Here is a 15,361-nt window from a genome sequence, read left to right on the forward strand (position 1 = left end):
ATTGTACGGGGGGGTGGCCGGGCCGGTGCCGGGGCGGCTGATGTGTGTCGGGGAGAGCTCTGCCCACCCTCATCACACACTGGGAGGGACCTTGCACGTCCGATTCGCGGTTCGCACCGCTCTGGCCGCCGCACTGCTGTCGGCAGCCGTCACCGCGACACCCTCGGCGTCGGCCGCCGACAACCACCTGGCGTCCCGGCAGCCGACCGGTGCTCCGGCCGCGGTCGCGGCCCAGACCCCGCCCGTGGCCGCCTGGCGGCTCGACGACCGCAACCGCTCCGAGCGGGCCGCCGCCTGGGCGGGGTCGTATGCGGGCCTGCCCGGCCCCGGCGTCCGGTTCGGGGACCAGGGGCCGGACGGCAACATGCCGGGCGCCGCGTACTTCGACGGGGGCGATTTCAGTTACGTGAACACGCAAGGCGCGGCCGTGGACACCACCCACGCCTTCACCGCCGGAGTATGGGTGCTCCCCGAGGAGACGGGCCGGGACATGATCGCCATCACCCAGTCCGGCATCACGAGCACCTCCAACTTCTCCCTCGGCACGACCACCGACGCAGCCGGGAATCCCGTCTGGAGCTTCACGCTGCCCTCGGCCGACGGCGAGAGCCGGGTCACCGGCGGCACCCCGCAGGCGGGCGAGTGGGCCTACCTCGCCGGGGCCTACGACCCCGCCACCGGCAAAGCGCGGCTCTACGTGGACGGCGCCCAAGTGGCCACGGCGGACGCGGCCGTGCCCGAGGACACCATCCTCTGGAACTTCGTGATGGGGCGGGACGGAGACGACCGGTCGAAGAGGTGGCAGGGCAGCCTCGCGGACGTCAGGCTGTGGGACTCCGTCGTCGCTCCGGCCGAACTCGCCGAGCTCGGCCGCCGCAAGCCGTGGCTCAGGGCCTACTGGCCGATGGAGAGCGCCGAGACCTGCTGCGACGGGCTGACGATCATTCCCGAAGTGGACCACCGTGCGGACTTCCTGCTCGGCGGCGACGCCCACATCACCACCGATGACGCGCTGGCCGGGACCGGCAGCGTCTCGCTGGACGGCGACGGCGACTATCTCGAAAGCAACATCCCGCCGCTCAACACGTCCAGGAGCTGGGCCGTCTCCGCGAAGGTCCGGCTGCACGGAACTCCCGACCGCGACATGGCCGTGCTCTCGCAGCTCGGCCGGCAGGCGGACGCCTTCACCCTCCGGTACCGCTCGGCCGACCGGACCTGGCAGGCCCTCCTCGCCCACGCCGACGAGCCGGACGCCACCACGACTCAGATCGGCGGCCCCGCGCCGGGCGGCACCCAGACCCTGCTGCTGCAGTACGACGCGAAGGCCGGCGACGTCCAGCTCTGGATCGACGGCACCCTCGCCGACAGCGCGCCGTACGCGGCGGCCGATGCCTGGGAGGCCGTGCAGTTCCTCCAGGCCGGCCGGGACTCGGCCGCCGACGGGGTCGGGGCCCACTACCTCGACGGTGACATCGACGAGGTGCGCACCTGGGCCGGGGCGCTGTCCGGCGAGGAGATCAACTCGCTCTGAGCCGGAGCCGGAGCCGGGGCCGCCGCCTCCGGAACGTGCAGGGCTGGGCCTACGGAACGAGCAGGCCCAGCCCGCCACACGTGCGCGCCTCGAAGGACTCGATGCGCAGGGCCTGTTCATCGGTGAGCACGTCGCACACCCAGTCCCAGTGCAGCGCCACCCGGTCACCGGGGCGGACGCCGTCGATCAGCGTCCGCCCGCCGGCCGCGAGGCGCACCGTCTCCTCCTGCCAGTCGCCGGCAGCCGTTCCGGTTCCGTCCCAGACCAGCGGACGGGACCGGACGGTCGCCACCTCGCTGCCGCCCGTGAGCACCACGCCCGTCCGGATGCGGCACCGGTCCAGGACGGACAACGCGGTCGGATTCCCGTCCGGCCGCAGCATCCGCGCCCACGGATACACCTCGAACACCTGAAAGCTGTGGTGGGCCAGGGCCCGCCCCGCCGCCTCCCGCCAGGTGCCGCCCAGCTGGCCGCGGAAACGGTCGGTCAGCCGCTCGACCAGGGCGGCCGGATCGGCCAGCTCCAGCAGCTCGTTGCCGATCCAGTAGGCCTCGACCACCCGCACATCGAGCGGGTCGGGGAGCCCGGCCGTCTCCGCGAGGAACTGCAGATAGCACCAGGCCCCCTCGAACTGCCGGGCCCGCCGCTCGATGCCGGCGGTCTCCTCCCGGCGCAGCAGCGCCGCCGCGTCGGCGGGGCCGCAGTAGCCGAGCTCGTTGGGCGGATAGGCGTATCGCGCGAACAACAGCGCGCCCTCAGCACTCACTCAGCAGATCCTCGCCCGTCGCTACGCACCCGGCCGGTCCCCGGCAGTCGTTCGCCGCGCACTCAGCAGATCCTCGGCAGCTGTTCACCGATCGGCAGCCCGATCACCCGGCTCCCGCCCAGGCCCGTCCGCGCGACCACCATCCCCGCGTGATCCGGTACGCAGCTGCCGATCGCACAAGCGGACCGGCCCAACGGGTGGGCCCGCATCGCGGCCAGCACCCGGTCCGCGTCCGCGGCCGGGACGATGGCGATCAGCTTGCCCTCGTTGGCCACCTGGAGCGGGTCGAGCCCGAGCAGACTGCACGCGTCCCGCACAGTGGGCGGCACCGGCAGCAGCCGCTCGACCAGCTCGATGCCCACCTCGGAGGCGCGGGCGATCTCGTTCAGCGAAGCGGAGACACCCCCGCGCGTCGGGTCCCGGAGCACATGGACGTCGCTGCCGGTGGCGAGCATCGCGGCGACCAGTCCGTGCAGCGCCGCGGTGTCGCTCTCGACGGTCGTACCGAACTCCAGGCCCTCGCGGCAGCTCATCACCGCCACCCCGTGCACCCCGATGTCGCCGCTGACGAGCACGGCGTCGCCGGGGCGGGCCCGGCGCGGGTTGATGTCGACACCGGCCGGCACCACACCGATCCCCGAGGTGTTGAGGTAGACGCCGTCACCGCTGGCGCGCTCCACGACCTTGGTGTCGCCGGTGACCAGGCGTACGCCGGCGTCCTGTGCCGCCCGGCCCACGGCCTGCGCGATCCGGCCGAGGACGCTCAGCTCCGTGCCCTCCGCGAGGATGAAGGCGGTCGACAGGAACAGCGGCGTCGCACCCGACATCGCCAGGTCGTTCACCGTCCCGTTCACCGCCAGGTCACCGATGGACCCGCCGGGGAAGAACATCGGCTTCACCACGAACGAGTCCGTCGAGAAGGCGAGCCGGGTGTCTCCGCCGACCGTCAGGACGGCCGAGTCACCGAGATCGGCGGCCGCCGCCGCCCCGTACGCGGGCAGGAACAGATGCTCGATCAGCTCGCCGGACATCGCGCCGCCGCCACCGTGGCCCATCACGACGTTCGGAACGTCCCGCAGCGGTACGGGGCAGGACCACCCCTCGAAGTCCAGCCCGGTCCGGACCGGCAGCGCGCCGGGTACACCGCTCACCATCGCGGTCAGGTCCTGCATCGCGTCAGTCACTTCGCATCGACCAGTTCCAGGCGGCGGTGGGTGTAGTACGCGGCGCAGGCGCCCTCGGAGGACACCATGGTCGCGCCGAGCGGGTTGCGCGGCGTGCACTCCTTGCCGAACGCCTCGCACAGGTGCGGCTTGATCAGGCCCTGGAGGACCTCGCCCGAGCGGCAGAGCGACGACTCGGCGGTCCGGATGCCCGTCACGTCGAACCGCTGCTCCGCGTCGAACTCGCGGTACTTCTCGGAGAGCCGCCAGCCGCTGCGGGGGATCGCCCCGATGCCGCGCCAGGTCCGGTCCGTCACCTCGAAGACGTCCGCGAGCATCTTCATGGCGGGCGCGTTGCCCTCGTCGCGCACGGCTCTGGGGTAGGCGTTCTCCACCTCGTGGCGGCCCGATTCGAGCTGCAGGACGGTCCGGCGGATGCCTTCGAGGATGTCCAGGGGCTCGAAGCCGGTGACCACGATCGGCACCTTGTACTTCTCTGCCAGCGGCGGGTATTCGGCCGTCCCCATCACACTGCACACATGACCGGCGGCCAGGAACGCCTGCACCCGGCAGCTCGGGGACTCCATGATCGCGGCCATCGCGGGCGGCACCAGGACGTGGGACACCAGCAACGAGAAGTTCCGCACCCCGAGCTGCTTGGCCTGGTACACCGTCATGGCGTTGGCGGGGGCGGTGGTCTCGAACCCGATCCCGAAGAAGACCACCTCACGGTCCGGGTTCTCGCGGGCCAGCTTCAGCGCGTCGAGGGGGGAGTACACCACCCGTACGTCACCGCCGGCGCTCTTGACGGAGAACAGGTCCTGGCTGCTGCCGGGCACCCGCAGCATGTCGCCGAACGAGCAGAAGATGACGCCGGGGCGGGCGGCGATCGACAGCGCCCGGTCGATGGTCTCCAGCGGGGTGACGCAGACGGGGCACCCCGGGCCGTGGATCATCTCCACCCCCTCGGGCAGGAGCTGGTCGATCCCGTGCCGGATGATCGAGTGGGTCTGGCCGCCGCAGACCTCCATCATCGCCCATTCGCGGGTGGTCGCCGCGTGGATCTCGTCGACCAGCTTCTTCGCGAGATCGGGGTCGCTGAACTCTTCGAGGTACTTCACCGGCCGGCTCCTTCGGGTGATGTGCGCTGCTGCGCCGCGAGTTCGAAGCCGTCCCCGAACTCCTCGGCGAGGATGCCCAGGCGTTCGAAGTTGGCCAGGGTGTCCTGGGCGGAGGCCTCGTCGAGGCGCTGAATGGCGAATCCGACGTGCACGATGACGTATTCACCGACGGTCACATCGGGGATGTACTGGAGGCACACCTCCTTGCGGACCCCGCCGAAGTCGACCTCCGCCATCACGGTGCCGTCGACTTCCGCGGTACTGAGGACACGCCCCGGAACAGCCAGACACATGGTTCCTCTTCTCTGTGGATCCCTCGGGGTACGGGAGGTGCGAGGCGGTCAGCCCGCCGCGGCGATCATGAGCTGGCCCAGTGCGATCCCGCCGTCGTTCGGGGGCAGCAGCCTCGGCCGCAGTACGGTGAATCCCCGCTCCGCCAGGCCCTGTTGCGCCGCTTCGAGCAGTACGGCGTTCTGGAAGACCCCGCCGCCCAGGGCCACGGTGCCCAGACCGGTGCGCGTACGGCAGAGGTCCGCGAGCTCGGTGATCAGCGCGGCGACGGACGCGTGGAAGCGCGCGGCGATCAGCCCGGTGGGGACGCCCGCCCGTACGTCGGACACCACGGCCCGCACGACCGGGCCCGGATCCGCGATCGCGGGCTCCTCGCCCGCCCCGGGCCGGATCGCGAAGCGGTAGCCGCCCTCGGGAGCCGCGGGGAGTCCGTGTGCGCCGCGCGCCGCCCCCTCCAGCTCCATGGCGGCCTGCGCCTCGTACGCCACCTCGTGCCGGAGGCCGGCCAGCGACGCGACGGCGTCGAAGAGCCGGCCCATGCCCGACGTGGGCACGCAGCCGAACCCGGTGGCGAACTGATGCGCCAGTACCTCGCGTTCGGCGGCCGGGCACGCCGCGACCGGGGGCAGGTCCGCGTCCCAGGGGACACCGGCCGCGTGCAGGTGGGCGAGAGCCATCCGGTACGGGCGCAGCACACTCGCGTCGCCCCCGGCCAGCGGTACGTAAGCCAGGTGGGCGGCCCTGCGGAAGGACGCGTAGTCCGCCACCAGGACCTCGCCGCCCCAGGCCGCCCCGTCGTCGCCGTGGCCGGTGCCGTCGAAGGCGATGCCGATCACGCGCTCGCCCGCGCCCAGACCGTGCTCGGCCATCACGGAGGCGATGTGCGCGTGGTGGTGCTGGACCGTGCGCACCGGCCGCCCGGCCGCGTGCGCACGGGCCCACCCGGCGGAGTGGTAACCGGGGTGACGGTCGGCCACCAGCCGGACGGGCGCCACCCCGGTGAGGTCCTCCAGGTGCTTCTCCGTCCTGGTCAGCGCCTCCACCGTGGACAGGTCGTCCATGTCACCGATGTGCTGGCTCAGCCAGGCGTAACGGCCCTCGCCCAGCGCGCAGGTGTTCTTGAGATCGGCGCCCACGGCGAGCGTCGGCTCCACGTCGAAGGGCAGCGCGATGGGCAGCGGGGCGTATCCGCGCGACCGGCGGACCGGCAGCTCGGCACCGGCCACCCAGCGGCTGACCGAGTCGTCGCACGGCACCTGGATGCGCCGGTCGTGCCGCAGCCAGCCGTCGACCAGCGGCGCCAGCGTGGTCAGCGCGTCCGCGTCGTCGGTGACGATCGGCTCGCCCGACAGGTTGGCCGACGTCATCACCAGCGCGTCCGGGCCGGGCCGGTCGTCACCGATGCCGAGGAGCAGCACGTGCAGGGGCGTGTACGGAAGCAGCAGCCCGAGGTCGGGGCTCCCGGGCGCCACCGCGGGGGACACACCGGGCCTGCCCGCATCCAGTTGGGGGAGCAGGACGACGGGCCGGCGGCCACCGGTCAGGAGCTCCTCGTCCCCGGCCGTCACGGTCACCAGCTCCCGGGCCACGTCGAGCCCGGCCACCATGACGGCGAACGGCTTGCCGCCGCGCCGCTTGCGCCGGCGCAGCTCGGCCACGGCCGCGTCGTCGCGCGCGTCGCACACCAGGTGGTAGCCGCCGAGCCCCTTGACCGCGATGATCCCGCCGTCGGCGAGCAGCTCCCGGGCGGCCCGCAGCGCGTCCTCGTCGCGGCAGCGGGACACCCCGTCGCCGCCGACCAGTTCGAGCCGGGGCCCGCAGTCGGGGCACGCGATCGGCTGGGCGTGGAAGCGCCGGTCACCCGGGTCCTCGTACTCCGCCCGGCAGGCCCCGCACATCTCGAAGTCCGCCATCGTGGTGGCGGCCCGGTCGTACGGGAGGCCGGTGACGATGGTGAACCGGGGGCCGCAGTGCGTACAGGTGATGAAGGGGTGGCGGTAGCGCCTGTTCGCCGGGTCGGCCAGCTCGTCGAGGCAGTCCCGGCAGGTCGCGGTGTCCGGTGAGACGAGCGTCCTGGAGCGGCCGCCCCCGCCGGACTCCACGATGGTGAAGCCCGTACCGCCGCGGACCGGCTGTTCGCTGGTGCGCACGTCCACGACGACCGCGAGCGGCGGGGCGTCGCTACGGAGCCGGCGGCCGAACTCCTCCACCGCGTCCGCGTCGCCCTCGACCTCGGCGAGCACCCCGTCGCCGGTGTTCGTCACCGTGCCCGTGAGCATCAGCTCGGACGCGGTGACGTAGACGAACGGCCGGAAGCCGACCCCCTGCACGACCCCGCACACCTCGAACCTGCGCCGGATCCGCTCCGCCCGGCCCCGGCCCATCATCTCCAGACCCGACAGTGCCTCGCGGGCCTTCGCCCGGTCGATCAGCTCGACGGCGAAGCCCATGTGGAGAAGCACCCAGTCGTCGCAACCGGGTGCCTCGTCCAGCATGCCGATGTTGACGCGGCGCCTGGCGCCCTCGACATCGACCAGAGCCAGTTGGCCCGCATACCCGTCGACGATCTCCACGACGCGACCAGGAATGCCCAGGCACATGATCAGGATCTCCGGGGTTCGGCGCCTTTCACGGACGCGGTCGGTACGGGTGGCCGGTCCGGCACGAGCTGCCGGACCAGGGTGTGCACGGTCTGGACGGCCTCGGGCAGCGCGTTCTCGACGGCCTTACTGAGCCCGATGCCCTCCTCGACTCCGGCGGGTGTGCAGCCGACGAGGTAAGTGAGCGGAAGAGTACCGCCCAATTGATCCAGGTTTGCGAGGACAGCGACCGGATTCATCCCATGGGCGTCGAATTCACCCGTACCGAGGTCCTCCGCGCCGATACGCAGCACGGTCAGCTCCCCGGGCGCGCCGCCACCCGGGTACGCGTCGACCAGCACCAGCGCGTCGTACCCGTCCAGCAGGTCGTACGCGAGGTGCATGCCCCGGATGCCGTAGTCCACCACCCGTACCTCCGGCGGCAGTCCGCCGTCGGAGGCCAGCCGGCGGACCGCCTCGGGGCCGAAGCCGTCGTCACCGAGGAACAGATTGCCGATGCCGGCCACCAGTACCCGCGTGGCCGTGCCCGGTTCGCTCGTCGTCGTCATCGGCGCCGGCGACTCACATCGACCGGATGCGCAGATAGCGGCGGACGTCGGGGATCGACTTGATGCCGACGCCCACGGCGACCAGTGCCACGGCCGCCGCCAGGCCGGCGGTGATGATGCCCAGGGTCTTCATGATCGGTTCTCCTCTCGGTGCCGCGCCGTCTCCTCGACGGTCAGCGGTGTGAGCTCGTCGGGTGCGAAGTAGAAGTAGCGGCCGTACCAGTCGTGCAGGTCGGAGGCCGGGTCGTCGAGGAGGACCAGGGCGACGTGCGTACCGCCGTCCACGTCCGAGAGCACCGCGGTCACCCGGGCCACCTGGCCGGCGAAGAACAGGTCCTGCGCGTCGGCCCGCCGGGACGGATGGACGCGGACCAGGCTGCCCTTGGCCACCCGGACCCCGTCGATCACCACCGCGTCGCTCCCCGGCCGTACCGAGGCATCGGCCGCCGGGTCCCACCACGGGGCGCCGGAGGTGTCGAAGGCGGAAGGCTCCACCTCCCGCCCGCCGACCGAGGGCCCCACGTCGGCCACCGGCCCCGCACCGGCCACGAACCCCACGTCCCCCGCGGGCTCCGCGAGAGCGGCGGGCTGCGGAAGGTGCGGGTCGCGCAGCAGCCCGTGCAGCTCCTGGAGCCCGGCGGGCGACATGGAGTCGCACCGGTCGATGATCTCCCGGGCCCGCGGGTCGGTGGCCCGCGCCTCCGCCTTCTCCGCCTCCGTCATGGTCATCACCCGGAGGGTCAGAATCTCGTCGATCTCGGTCGAGTCGAACAGGGCGCCGGGACTCTGCTCGGCGACCTCCGGGTAGTCGTACAGGATGATCGGCGCACCGAGCAGGACGTCCGTCGTCCCCTTCGGACCGGCGAGCACCGGCCAGCATCTGTTCTGCCGGCAGCGCCCCGCCGCGGCCGCCGCCCCGGCGGGCGGTTCGAGCAGCGAGACGAACTCCGCGTCGTGCGCCCGCAGCAGCAGATGCGCGCCGATCAGCGAGGCCCGGATCGCGGCGTCCTTGGTGGCCGCCGGCTCCGGGTGCTCGTTGCGCACCGCCACCGAGAGGCGGGTGTACCCGTCGTCCACGACGCTGTCCGTGCGGATACCCACCGTCAGCGGCAGCCGCCGCCGCACGATCCGGCCCACCACGGCGCCCCGCGCGTCGGTGAGCGGCTCGCTGTGCTCACCGCCGGGGACCGCGTGGACGGTGTCCACCGCCTCGCCCAGCGGCAGCGCGGCCAGCACGACCTCCCGCTCGACCGCCTCGTCCCAGGACAGCACCTCGGCCCCGTCGACGGTCAGCCGGTCGACCGGTTGCTCCGCCCCGTCCGCGTCCGGCGCCCACACCTCGCGGACCTGGAGCTGGAGGAAGCGCAGGTGCACGGTGACCGCGGCCGGCCCGTCGTGCGGTGCCAGCAGGACCTGCGTCGCCATCCCCGGCTGCTCACCGAAGCTCGCCGCCTCCGCGTTCGGCGGGCCGAGGACCCCGAACTGCCAGCGCGAGCGGTTCTTGTTCGAGCTCGCCCGGTACGGGTAGAGCAGATATCCCTCGTACAGGACGGCGTCCGCGATCGAACGCACCTGGTCGAGACTCATCGCGGGACCACCTCGTCGTGACGTGCCGGTTCAACGCCCACAGGGCCCACCTCGTCGTGCCCGGCCAGGAGGGCCTGGACCGTCTCGTCCCAGCTGATCAGCCCGCGCCGGGCCCGGAAGTCCGCGAAGCGCGCCAGCACCTCGTGGTCCAGCCTGATCCACCCGGTGTTCGGGAAGTGCGCCGCCACCATGCGCCGCCACACCTCGACCGGCATGGCGTACCGGGCCTCGCAGTCCCACGGCACCTGCTCGACCCCGAAGCCCTTGCTGCCCCGGGTGAAGACCGTGCCGGAGAACATCAGGGCGAGCGGGACCGAACCCTCACCGAGGGCGTGCAGATAGCGGGAGCCGATCACGTCGAAGTCGTAGGTGCAGGGCAGCGCGAGATCGACCTCCGTCGCCCCGCTGAACCCCTGCACCGTGGTGTCGCAGCTCATCCACTGGAACGGCTTCAGGGTGTCCGTCCAGCGCTCCCGGCCACCGAACAGGGCGTGCAGACCGCTCTGTTCGGCATCGTCGTAGTGGCGCCGTTGCGGCTCGATCCGGACCTGGCAGTGCAGCGCGACGGCGTGGATGCGCCGGCCCGTCCGCTCCTCGATCCGCAGCCTCGCCGTCAGCTGCGGCGAGGCCGCGTACGGCTCGGCGAAGATGTCGAGTACGGAGAACGCGAAGTCGTTCACGGCGCCCCGACCCCCTCGGCGGGACGGCTGCGGTCCGCCACCCGGGCGAAGAAGGCGTCCATCGCGGTGCGCGCCTCCGAGCCGCCGTCGAAGCCGCGCCACAGCGTGCGCAACTGCCCCACCAGCTCGTAGCAGGCGTCGATCGGCACCAGATGGCACGATCCGCCGCTGTCCGCCGTACGCCTGATCAGCAGCGCCTCGACATCGGGACGCAGACCGGCCAGCACCGGGCTCGCCTCGACCACCGCCTCCCAGGCGTCCAGCGGCAGTTCCGACTCGGTGGCCCCGGCCGGGCCCGGATAGAACGCGACCATCCGGTCCTGCACGGAGTTGCGGAACAGGAAGGCGAGCCCGACCGGGATCTGCAGCTCGTCCCAGGCCCGCCCGTCCACGGTCAGCCCGGCGAAGTGCAGATAGCGCTCGGGCACCGCCCGGTAGCGCAACCGCGCCCCCTCGTCGGTGAACAACAGGTAGCAGGCCCGGCAGCCGCACATCAGAGCGCGGCTGTCGAGGTTCACCACATGGGGATGCTCTTCCCCGATCGGCTCCGCGCACATCTCGCAGCGCTCCCCGGCGGCCGGCGGCGGCCGGTCCCGGCTCAGGCGCAGCAGCGTGGACGCCGGGGAGGCGGAACGGCCGGCCGCGATCACGGCGCCACCGTCACGGGCACCGAGACGGAGACCTCGCCGCCCTCCGCGAGCAGCGGCAACGGGGCCAGATGGACACCGTCCTCGTCGAGGCAGACACCCGCCCGCCGCACGTCGTAGTGCGCCCGGCAGCCGCCGCAGCGCAGGATCGCGTCCCCCGAGCCACCACCCAGCCGCCGCGCCAGCGCCGCACCCTCGAACGGCCGCTCGCAACGCGCGCACCGGTCCTCGAAGGCGAAGAGGTCCGTACCCACCCGGCAGGCCACCACCGGCATCCGGCCGACCTCGACCCGGGCCACCGCGCCGGACTCCAGCGCGGACAGCTCCGGGACGACCTCCCAGGACGCGCCGTCCCCGGCGACCGCCCCGGCGTCCGTGTGCAGCCTGGCGAACAGCGAGTCCACCGGCACCAGCGGCCCCGCCGCCCCGGACTCCTCCGCCGCCGTCTCGACCTCGATCGAGGTGATCTCCGGAGCCGCCGCCTCCACCGCGCCCTGCACGGCCAGCTTGAGCGTGACGGAGGACGACGGGCAGCCGTCGCAACTGCCCAGCAGCCGGAGCCGGACGGTGCCCTCCTCGGTGACGGCGAGCAGTTCGACATCGCCGCCGTGCGACCCGAGATACGGCCGCACACTCTCCAGCGCCTGCTCGACCCGGGTCTCCACGCCGTACGGGTGCAGCCCGTGCACCAGCAGGACACTGGCCACCAGATCGTCACCGGCCAGCGCGGCCAGCACGTCGTCGTCCAGCCGCCCCTGCTCGTGCACGAGGTCGAGCAGCCGCTCAAGACCCGCGCCGTAGAAGTCGACGACCAGCCGGACCAGTTCCTCGCTGCGCTCGCGGGCGATCGCGCCGCCCGAGCCGCTGGCGGCGATCAGGGTGTCGATGCGGTCACCGGTGGCCCGCCAGTCGGGCTCCGGCGGGAGGTCCTCCCGCGCCATCACTCGCTGCCCGCGGACTGGGTGGGGGAGTGCAGGAGTTCCAGCTTCTTGCCCTCGCCGAGATACATGTGCACGCCGCACGGCAGACAGGGGTCGAAACTGCGCACCGTGCGCATGATGTCGATGCCCTTGAAGTTCTCCCGGTCGTTCTCCTCGAAGATCGGCTGCCCCTGCACGGCGTCCTCGTACGGGCCCGGCGTGCCGTAAGTGTCGCGAGGGCTCGCGTTCCACGGGGTCGGCGGGTACGGGTGGTAGTTGGCGATCTTGCCGTCCCGGATCACCATGTGGTGCGAGAGCACTCCGCGCACCGCCTCGGTGAACCCGCAGCCCACACCCTCCTCCGGGACTTCGAACTTCTCCCAGGTCTTGGTGTTCCCGGACCTGATCTCCGCGAGCGCCTTCTCCGCGAAGTGCAGCGCGCAGGCGGCGGCGTACGCCTGGAAGTAGCTGCGCGCCCGGTTGCGCTCGATGGTGTTGCTCCACTTCGGGACGTGCCACTCCAGCTCCACCGGGCCCTTGAGCGCGGTCTTGGGGAGGTTGATCTTGACGCTGTGACCGGTGGCCTGGATGTAGCCGATGTCGACCAGTCCGGCCAGCGCGGTCGTCCAGAGCCGCGCGAGCGGCCCGCCGCCCGTGTCGAGCGCCAGGTAGTCCTTGCCGTCGAACCACCGGGGCGACATGACCCAGCTGTACTTGTCGTCCAGGTCCCGCTTCTGGGGCTGCGGGTTGGTGTGCTGGTTCCACGGGTGGCGCCGGTCGACCGGATTGCCGAGCGGGTCGTGGGACACGAACGTCTCCTGCTCGTCCCAGTCGTTGTAGTACGAGGAGCCGAGCAGGATCCGGATGCCGAGGTTGATCTTCACCAGGTCGGTGGTGACCAGCTTGCCGTCCACGACGATGCCGGGGGTGACGTACATCTTCCGGCCCCAGTCGGTCATGTCCTTGTACTCGAAGTTGCAGTGCTCCGGGTCCTGGAACGAGCCCCAGCAGCCCAGCAGGATGCGCCGGTTGCCGACCTGCTCGTACCCCGGCAGCGCCTCGTAGAAGAAGTCGAAGAGGTCGTCGTGCATCGGCACGACCTTCTTCATGAACTCGACGTAGCGCTGGAGCCGGGTGATGTAGTCCGTCATCAGCTGGATGGTCGCCACGGTGCCGACGCCGCCCGGATACAGGGTGGAGGGGTGGACGTGCCGCCCCTCCATCAGGCAGAACATCTCCCGGGTCATCCGGCTGACCTGGAGCGCCTCGCGGTAGAACTCGCCGGTGAACGGGTTGAGCGACCGCATGATGTCGCCGATGGTCTTGTACCCGTGGGCCTCGGCGTGCGGGGACTCGGTGCGGTTGGCCTGCTCCAGCACCCCGGGGTTGGTCTCCGCGACCATCTTCTCGCAGTAGTCGACCCCGACCAGGTTCTCCTGGAAGATGTTGTGGTCGAACATGTACTCCGCGGCCTCGCCGAGATTCACGATCCATTCACCGAGGTGCGGCGGCTTCACCCCGTACGCCATGTTCTGCGCGTAACAGGAACACGTGGCGTGGTTGTCACCGCAGATTCCGCAGATGCGGCTCGTGATGAAGTGCGCGTCCCTCGGGTCCTTTCCCTTCATGAAGACCGAATAGCCGCGGAAGATGGAGCTGGTGCTGTGGCACTCGGCCACCACCTTCTGCTTGAAGTCGATCTTCGTGTAGATGCCCAGGCTGCCGACGATCCGGGTGATGGGGTCCCACGCCATTTCGACCAGGTCGTTCTTTCCCTGGCCTCCCCGGGCACCCTTGGCTTGCGTCGCGGTCATGTGCGCCGCCTCATCTTTCTTTTTGTTGCGGTGATTTACGCGGTCACTTACCAGGTGCGTGTGGCGCCGGTCGTGAGTTCCCTGCCGGGCTTACGCCATTTCGGTTCGCGGTCCAGGGTGTGGGTGGTGATGTGGCGCAGCCGCCGCATCGTCGACCCGTACGGCCCGACCGCGTTGGTCGAGAGCTTTCCGCCCGGGGGCTCGTCCATGAACGGCATGAACTTGTCCGGGAACCCCGGCATGGTGCAGCCGATGCAGATGCCTCCGACGTTGGGGCAGCCGCCGATGCCGTTCATCCAGCCGCGCTTGGGCACGTTGCACTTGACCGTGGGGCCCCAGCAGCCCAGCTTGACGATGCACTTGGGCGAGCCGTACTCCGTCGCGAAGTCGGCCTGCTCGTAGTACCCGGCCCGGTCACAGCCCTCGTGCACCGTCGAACCGAACAGCCACGTCGGCCGCAGCGCGTCGTCCAGCGGGATCATCGGCGCCTGCTCCGTCGCCATGTAGAGCAAGTAGGTGAGCGTCTCCGACAGGTTGTCCGGCTGGATCGGGCACCCGGGGACGCACACGATCGGGATGCCGGCCTTGGACTTCCAGTCCCAGCCCAGGTAGTCGGGCACGCCCATCGCACCGGTCGGGTTGCCCGCCATGGCGTGGATGCCGCCGTACGTCGCACAGGTGCCGACCGCGACGACCGCGGTGGCCTTCGGGGTCAGCCGGTCGAGCCACTCGCTGGTGGTCATCGGCTGACCGGTGGCGGGGTCGTTGCCGAATCCGCACCAGTACCCCTCGTCGTGCAACTGCTCGTTCGGAATGGATCCCTCGACGACCAGGACGAACGGTTCGAGTTCCCCCCGGTCGGCCTTGAAGAACCATTCGAGGAAGTCATCGGCACCGCCGTTGGGACCGCACTCGAAATCGATGAGCGGCCAGTGGACGGCGATCTTCGGAAGTCCGGGCAGGGCGCCGAGCGCGATCTCCTCGATGCTCGGCTGAGTGGCCGCTGTCAGCGAAACGGAATCGCCGTCACAGCTCAGTCCCGCGTTGATCCACAGAACGTGGATCAGGGTGTCCTCCGCTTTTACCGCTTCCTCTGTCGGCATGGAAGTGCCGCCTTTCAGGATGATGGCCCACCGGGCCATCGGCCCCCACGGATGGGTACGCGCACATTGCTACCATCACGCCCCGATTCGGGTGGACCGGCAACACGGGGAATTCGCGGGCCGCCCATTCCCGGGGGCCGAATGACCGCAGGGTGGTGGACCGGTCGGGTGATCCGGCCGGGCACCGGTCCGGTCGGGCACGGACGGGGCCCGCCGCCGCCCTACGGTCGGAGCCACCCCAGGAAGGACGAGGCACCGGTGCACGAGCTGGCCATCACGCAGAGCGTCGTCGACTCGGTGTGCGAGCGCGCCGAGGGGCGCCCGGTCCGCACGGTCCGGGTCCGCGTCGGCGTCCTCACCGCCGTGGTGCCGGACTCGATGCGCTTCTGCTTCGGCCTGGTCACCGAGGGAACGGCCGCGGAGGGCGCCGAGCTGGAGATCGAGCAGCCGCCCGGAGCCGGCCGCTGCCGTACCTGCGCTGTCGAATTCACCCTGACCGACCTGATTCTGCTGTGTCCCTGCGGCAGCGCGGATGTGGAGATCACATCGGGACAGGAACTGCAGATCGTCTCCATGAGAGTGGGCTGAAC

Annotated in this window: 15 protein-coding genes; 2 read left to right on the forward strand and 13 right to left on the reverse strand. The window is 71.3% G+C overall.

Annotated elements, in window-relative coordinates; translation table 11 throughout:
• Nucleotides 1-91: 91 nt before the first annotated feature.
• The gene (locus OG892_RS30595; RefSeq protein ID WP_371630765.1) at nt 92-1,531 is read left to right on the forward strand and encodes a LamG domain-containing protein; all 1,440 of its coding nucleotides are present in this window, start codon (nt 92-94) and stop codon (nt 1,529-1,531) included.
• A gap of 49 nt (nt 1,532-1,580) precedes the next feature.
• Here OG892_RS30595 and OG892_RS30600 read toward each other — a convergent pair whose 3' ends face one another.
• The 13 genes from OG892_RS30600 to OG892_RS30660 all read right to left on the reverse strand — a co-directional run bounded on the left by OG892_RS30600 (nt 1,581) and on the right by OG892_RS30660 (nt 14,771).
• Nucleotides 1,581-2,297: a DUF6390 family protein gene (locus OG892_RS30600; RefSeq protein WP_328865190.1), complete on the reverse strand. Its 717-nt coding sequence runs from the start codon at nt 2,295-2,297 to the stop codon at nt 1,581-1,583.
• 62 nt (nt 2,298-2,359) lie between these two features.
• The gene (gene hypE, locus OG892_RS30605) at nt 2,360-3,469 is read right to left on the reverse strand and encodes a hydrogenase expression/formation protein HypE (protein ID WP_371631720.1); all 1,110 of its coding nucleotides are present in this window, start codon (nt 3,467-3,469) and stop codon (nt 2,360-2,362) included.
• 8 nt (nt 3,470-3,477) lie between these two features.
• Nucleotides 3,478-4,581, reverse strand: a complete 1,104-nt coding sequence (gene hypD, locus OG892_RS30610) for a hydrogenase formation protein HypD (protein WP_371630766.1) — start codon at nt 4,579-4,581, stop codon at nt 3,478-3,480.
• Nucleotides 4,578-4,874 (reverse strand): HypC/HybG/HupF family hydrogenase formation chaperone, encoded by a 297-nt coding sequence (locus OG892_RS30615; protein ID WP_327339380.1) that lies wholly within the window; start codon nt 4,872-4,874, stop codon nt 4,578-4,580. Before OG892_RS30615 ends, hypD begins: the two co-directional genes overlap by 4 nt.
• A gap of 48 nt (nt 4,875-4,922) precedes the next feature.
• A complete protein-coding gene (hypF, locus tag OG892_RS30620; RefSeq protein WP_371630767.1) occupies nt 4,923-7,472 on the reverse strand; it encodes a carbamoyltransferase HypF in 2,550 nt (849 codons plus the stop codon).
• Between the two features lie 2 nt (nt 7,473-7,474).
• A complete protein-coding gene (locus OG892_RS30625) occupies nt 7,475-8,020 on the reverse strand; it encodes a hydrogenase maturation protease (RefSeq protein WP_073737679.1) in 546 nt (181 codons plus the stop codon).
• Between the two features lie 13 nt (nt 8,021-8,033).
• Nucleotides 8,034-8,153 (reverse strand): hypothetical protein, encoded by a 120-nt coding sequence (locus OG892_RS30630; protein WP_371630768.1) that lies wholly within the window; start codon nt 8,151-8,153, stop codon nt 8,034-8,036.
• Complete coding sequence (locus OG892_RS30635) at nt 8,150-9,607, reverse strand: hypothetical protein (protein ID WP_371630769.1); 1,458 nt, start codon at nt 9,605-9,607, stop codon at nt 8,150-8,152. Before OG892_RS30635 ends, OG892_RS30630 begins: the two co-directional genes overlap by 4 nt.
• Complete coding sequence (locus OG892_RS30640; protein ID WP_371630770.1) at nt 9,604-10,287, reverse strand: DUF6084 family protein; 684 nt, start codon at nt 10,285-10,287, stop codon at nt 9,604-9,606. Before OG892_RS30640 ends, OG892_RS30635 begins: the two co-directional genes overlap by 4 nt.
• A complete protein-coding gene (locus tag OG892_RS30645; protein ID WP_199884488.1) occupies nt 10,284-10,937 on the reverse strand; it encodes a DUF5947 family protein in 654 nt (217 codons plus the stop codon). The genes OG892_RS30640 and OG892_RS30645 overlap by 4 nt, the downstream gene beginning before the upstream one ends.
• Nucleotides 10,934-11,875, reverse strand: coding sequence for a NifU family protein (locus OG892_RS30650; RefSeq protein ID WP_371630771.1), 942 nt, complete (start codon nt 11,873-11,875; stop codon nt 10,934-10,936). The genes OG892_RS30645 and OG892_RS30650 overlap by 4 nt, the downstream gene beginning before the upstream one ends.
• A complete protein-coding gene (locus OG892_RS30655; RefSeq protein WP_073737675.1) occupies nt 11,875-13,668 on the reverse strand; it encodes a nickel-dependent hydrogenase large subunit in 1,794 nt (597 codons plus the stop codon). The genes OG892_RS30650 and OG892_RS30655 overlap by 1 nt, the downstream gene beginning before the upstream one ends.
• A gap of 47 nt (nt 13,669-13,715) precedes the next feature.
• Nucleotides 13,716-14,771, reverse strand: a complete 1,056-nt coding sequence (locus tag OG892_RS30660) for a hydrogenase expression protein HypE (protein ID WP_073737779.1) — start codon at nt 14,769-14,771, stop codon at nt 13,716-13,718.
• 258 nt (nt 14,772-15,029) lie between these two features.
• Here OG892_RS30660 and OG892_RS30665 point away from each other — a divergent pair, with 258 nt between their 5' ends.
• Entirely contained in the window at nt 15,030-15,359 is a 330-nt protein-coding gene (locus OG892_RS30665; RefSeq protein ID WP_327339388.1) for a hydrogenase maturation nickel metallochaperone HypA, read from the forward strand.
• Nucleotides 15,360-15,361: the final 2 nt, after the last annotated feature.

Origin of the sequence: Streptomyces sp. NBC_00341 (assembly GCF_041435055.1) — a bacterium.
Taxonomy (GTDB): domain Bacteria; phylum Actinomycetota; class Actinomycetes; order Streptomycetales; family Streptomycetaceae; genus Streptomyces.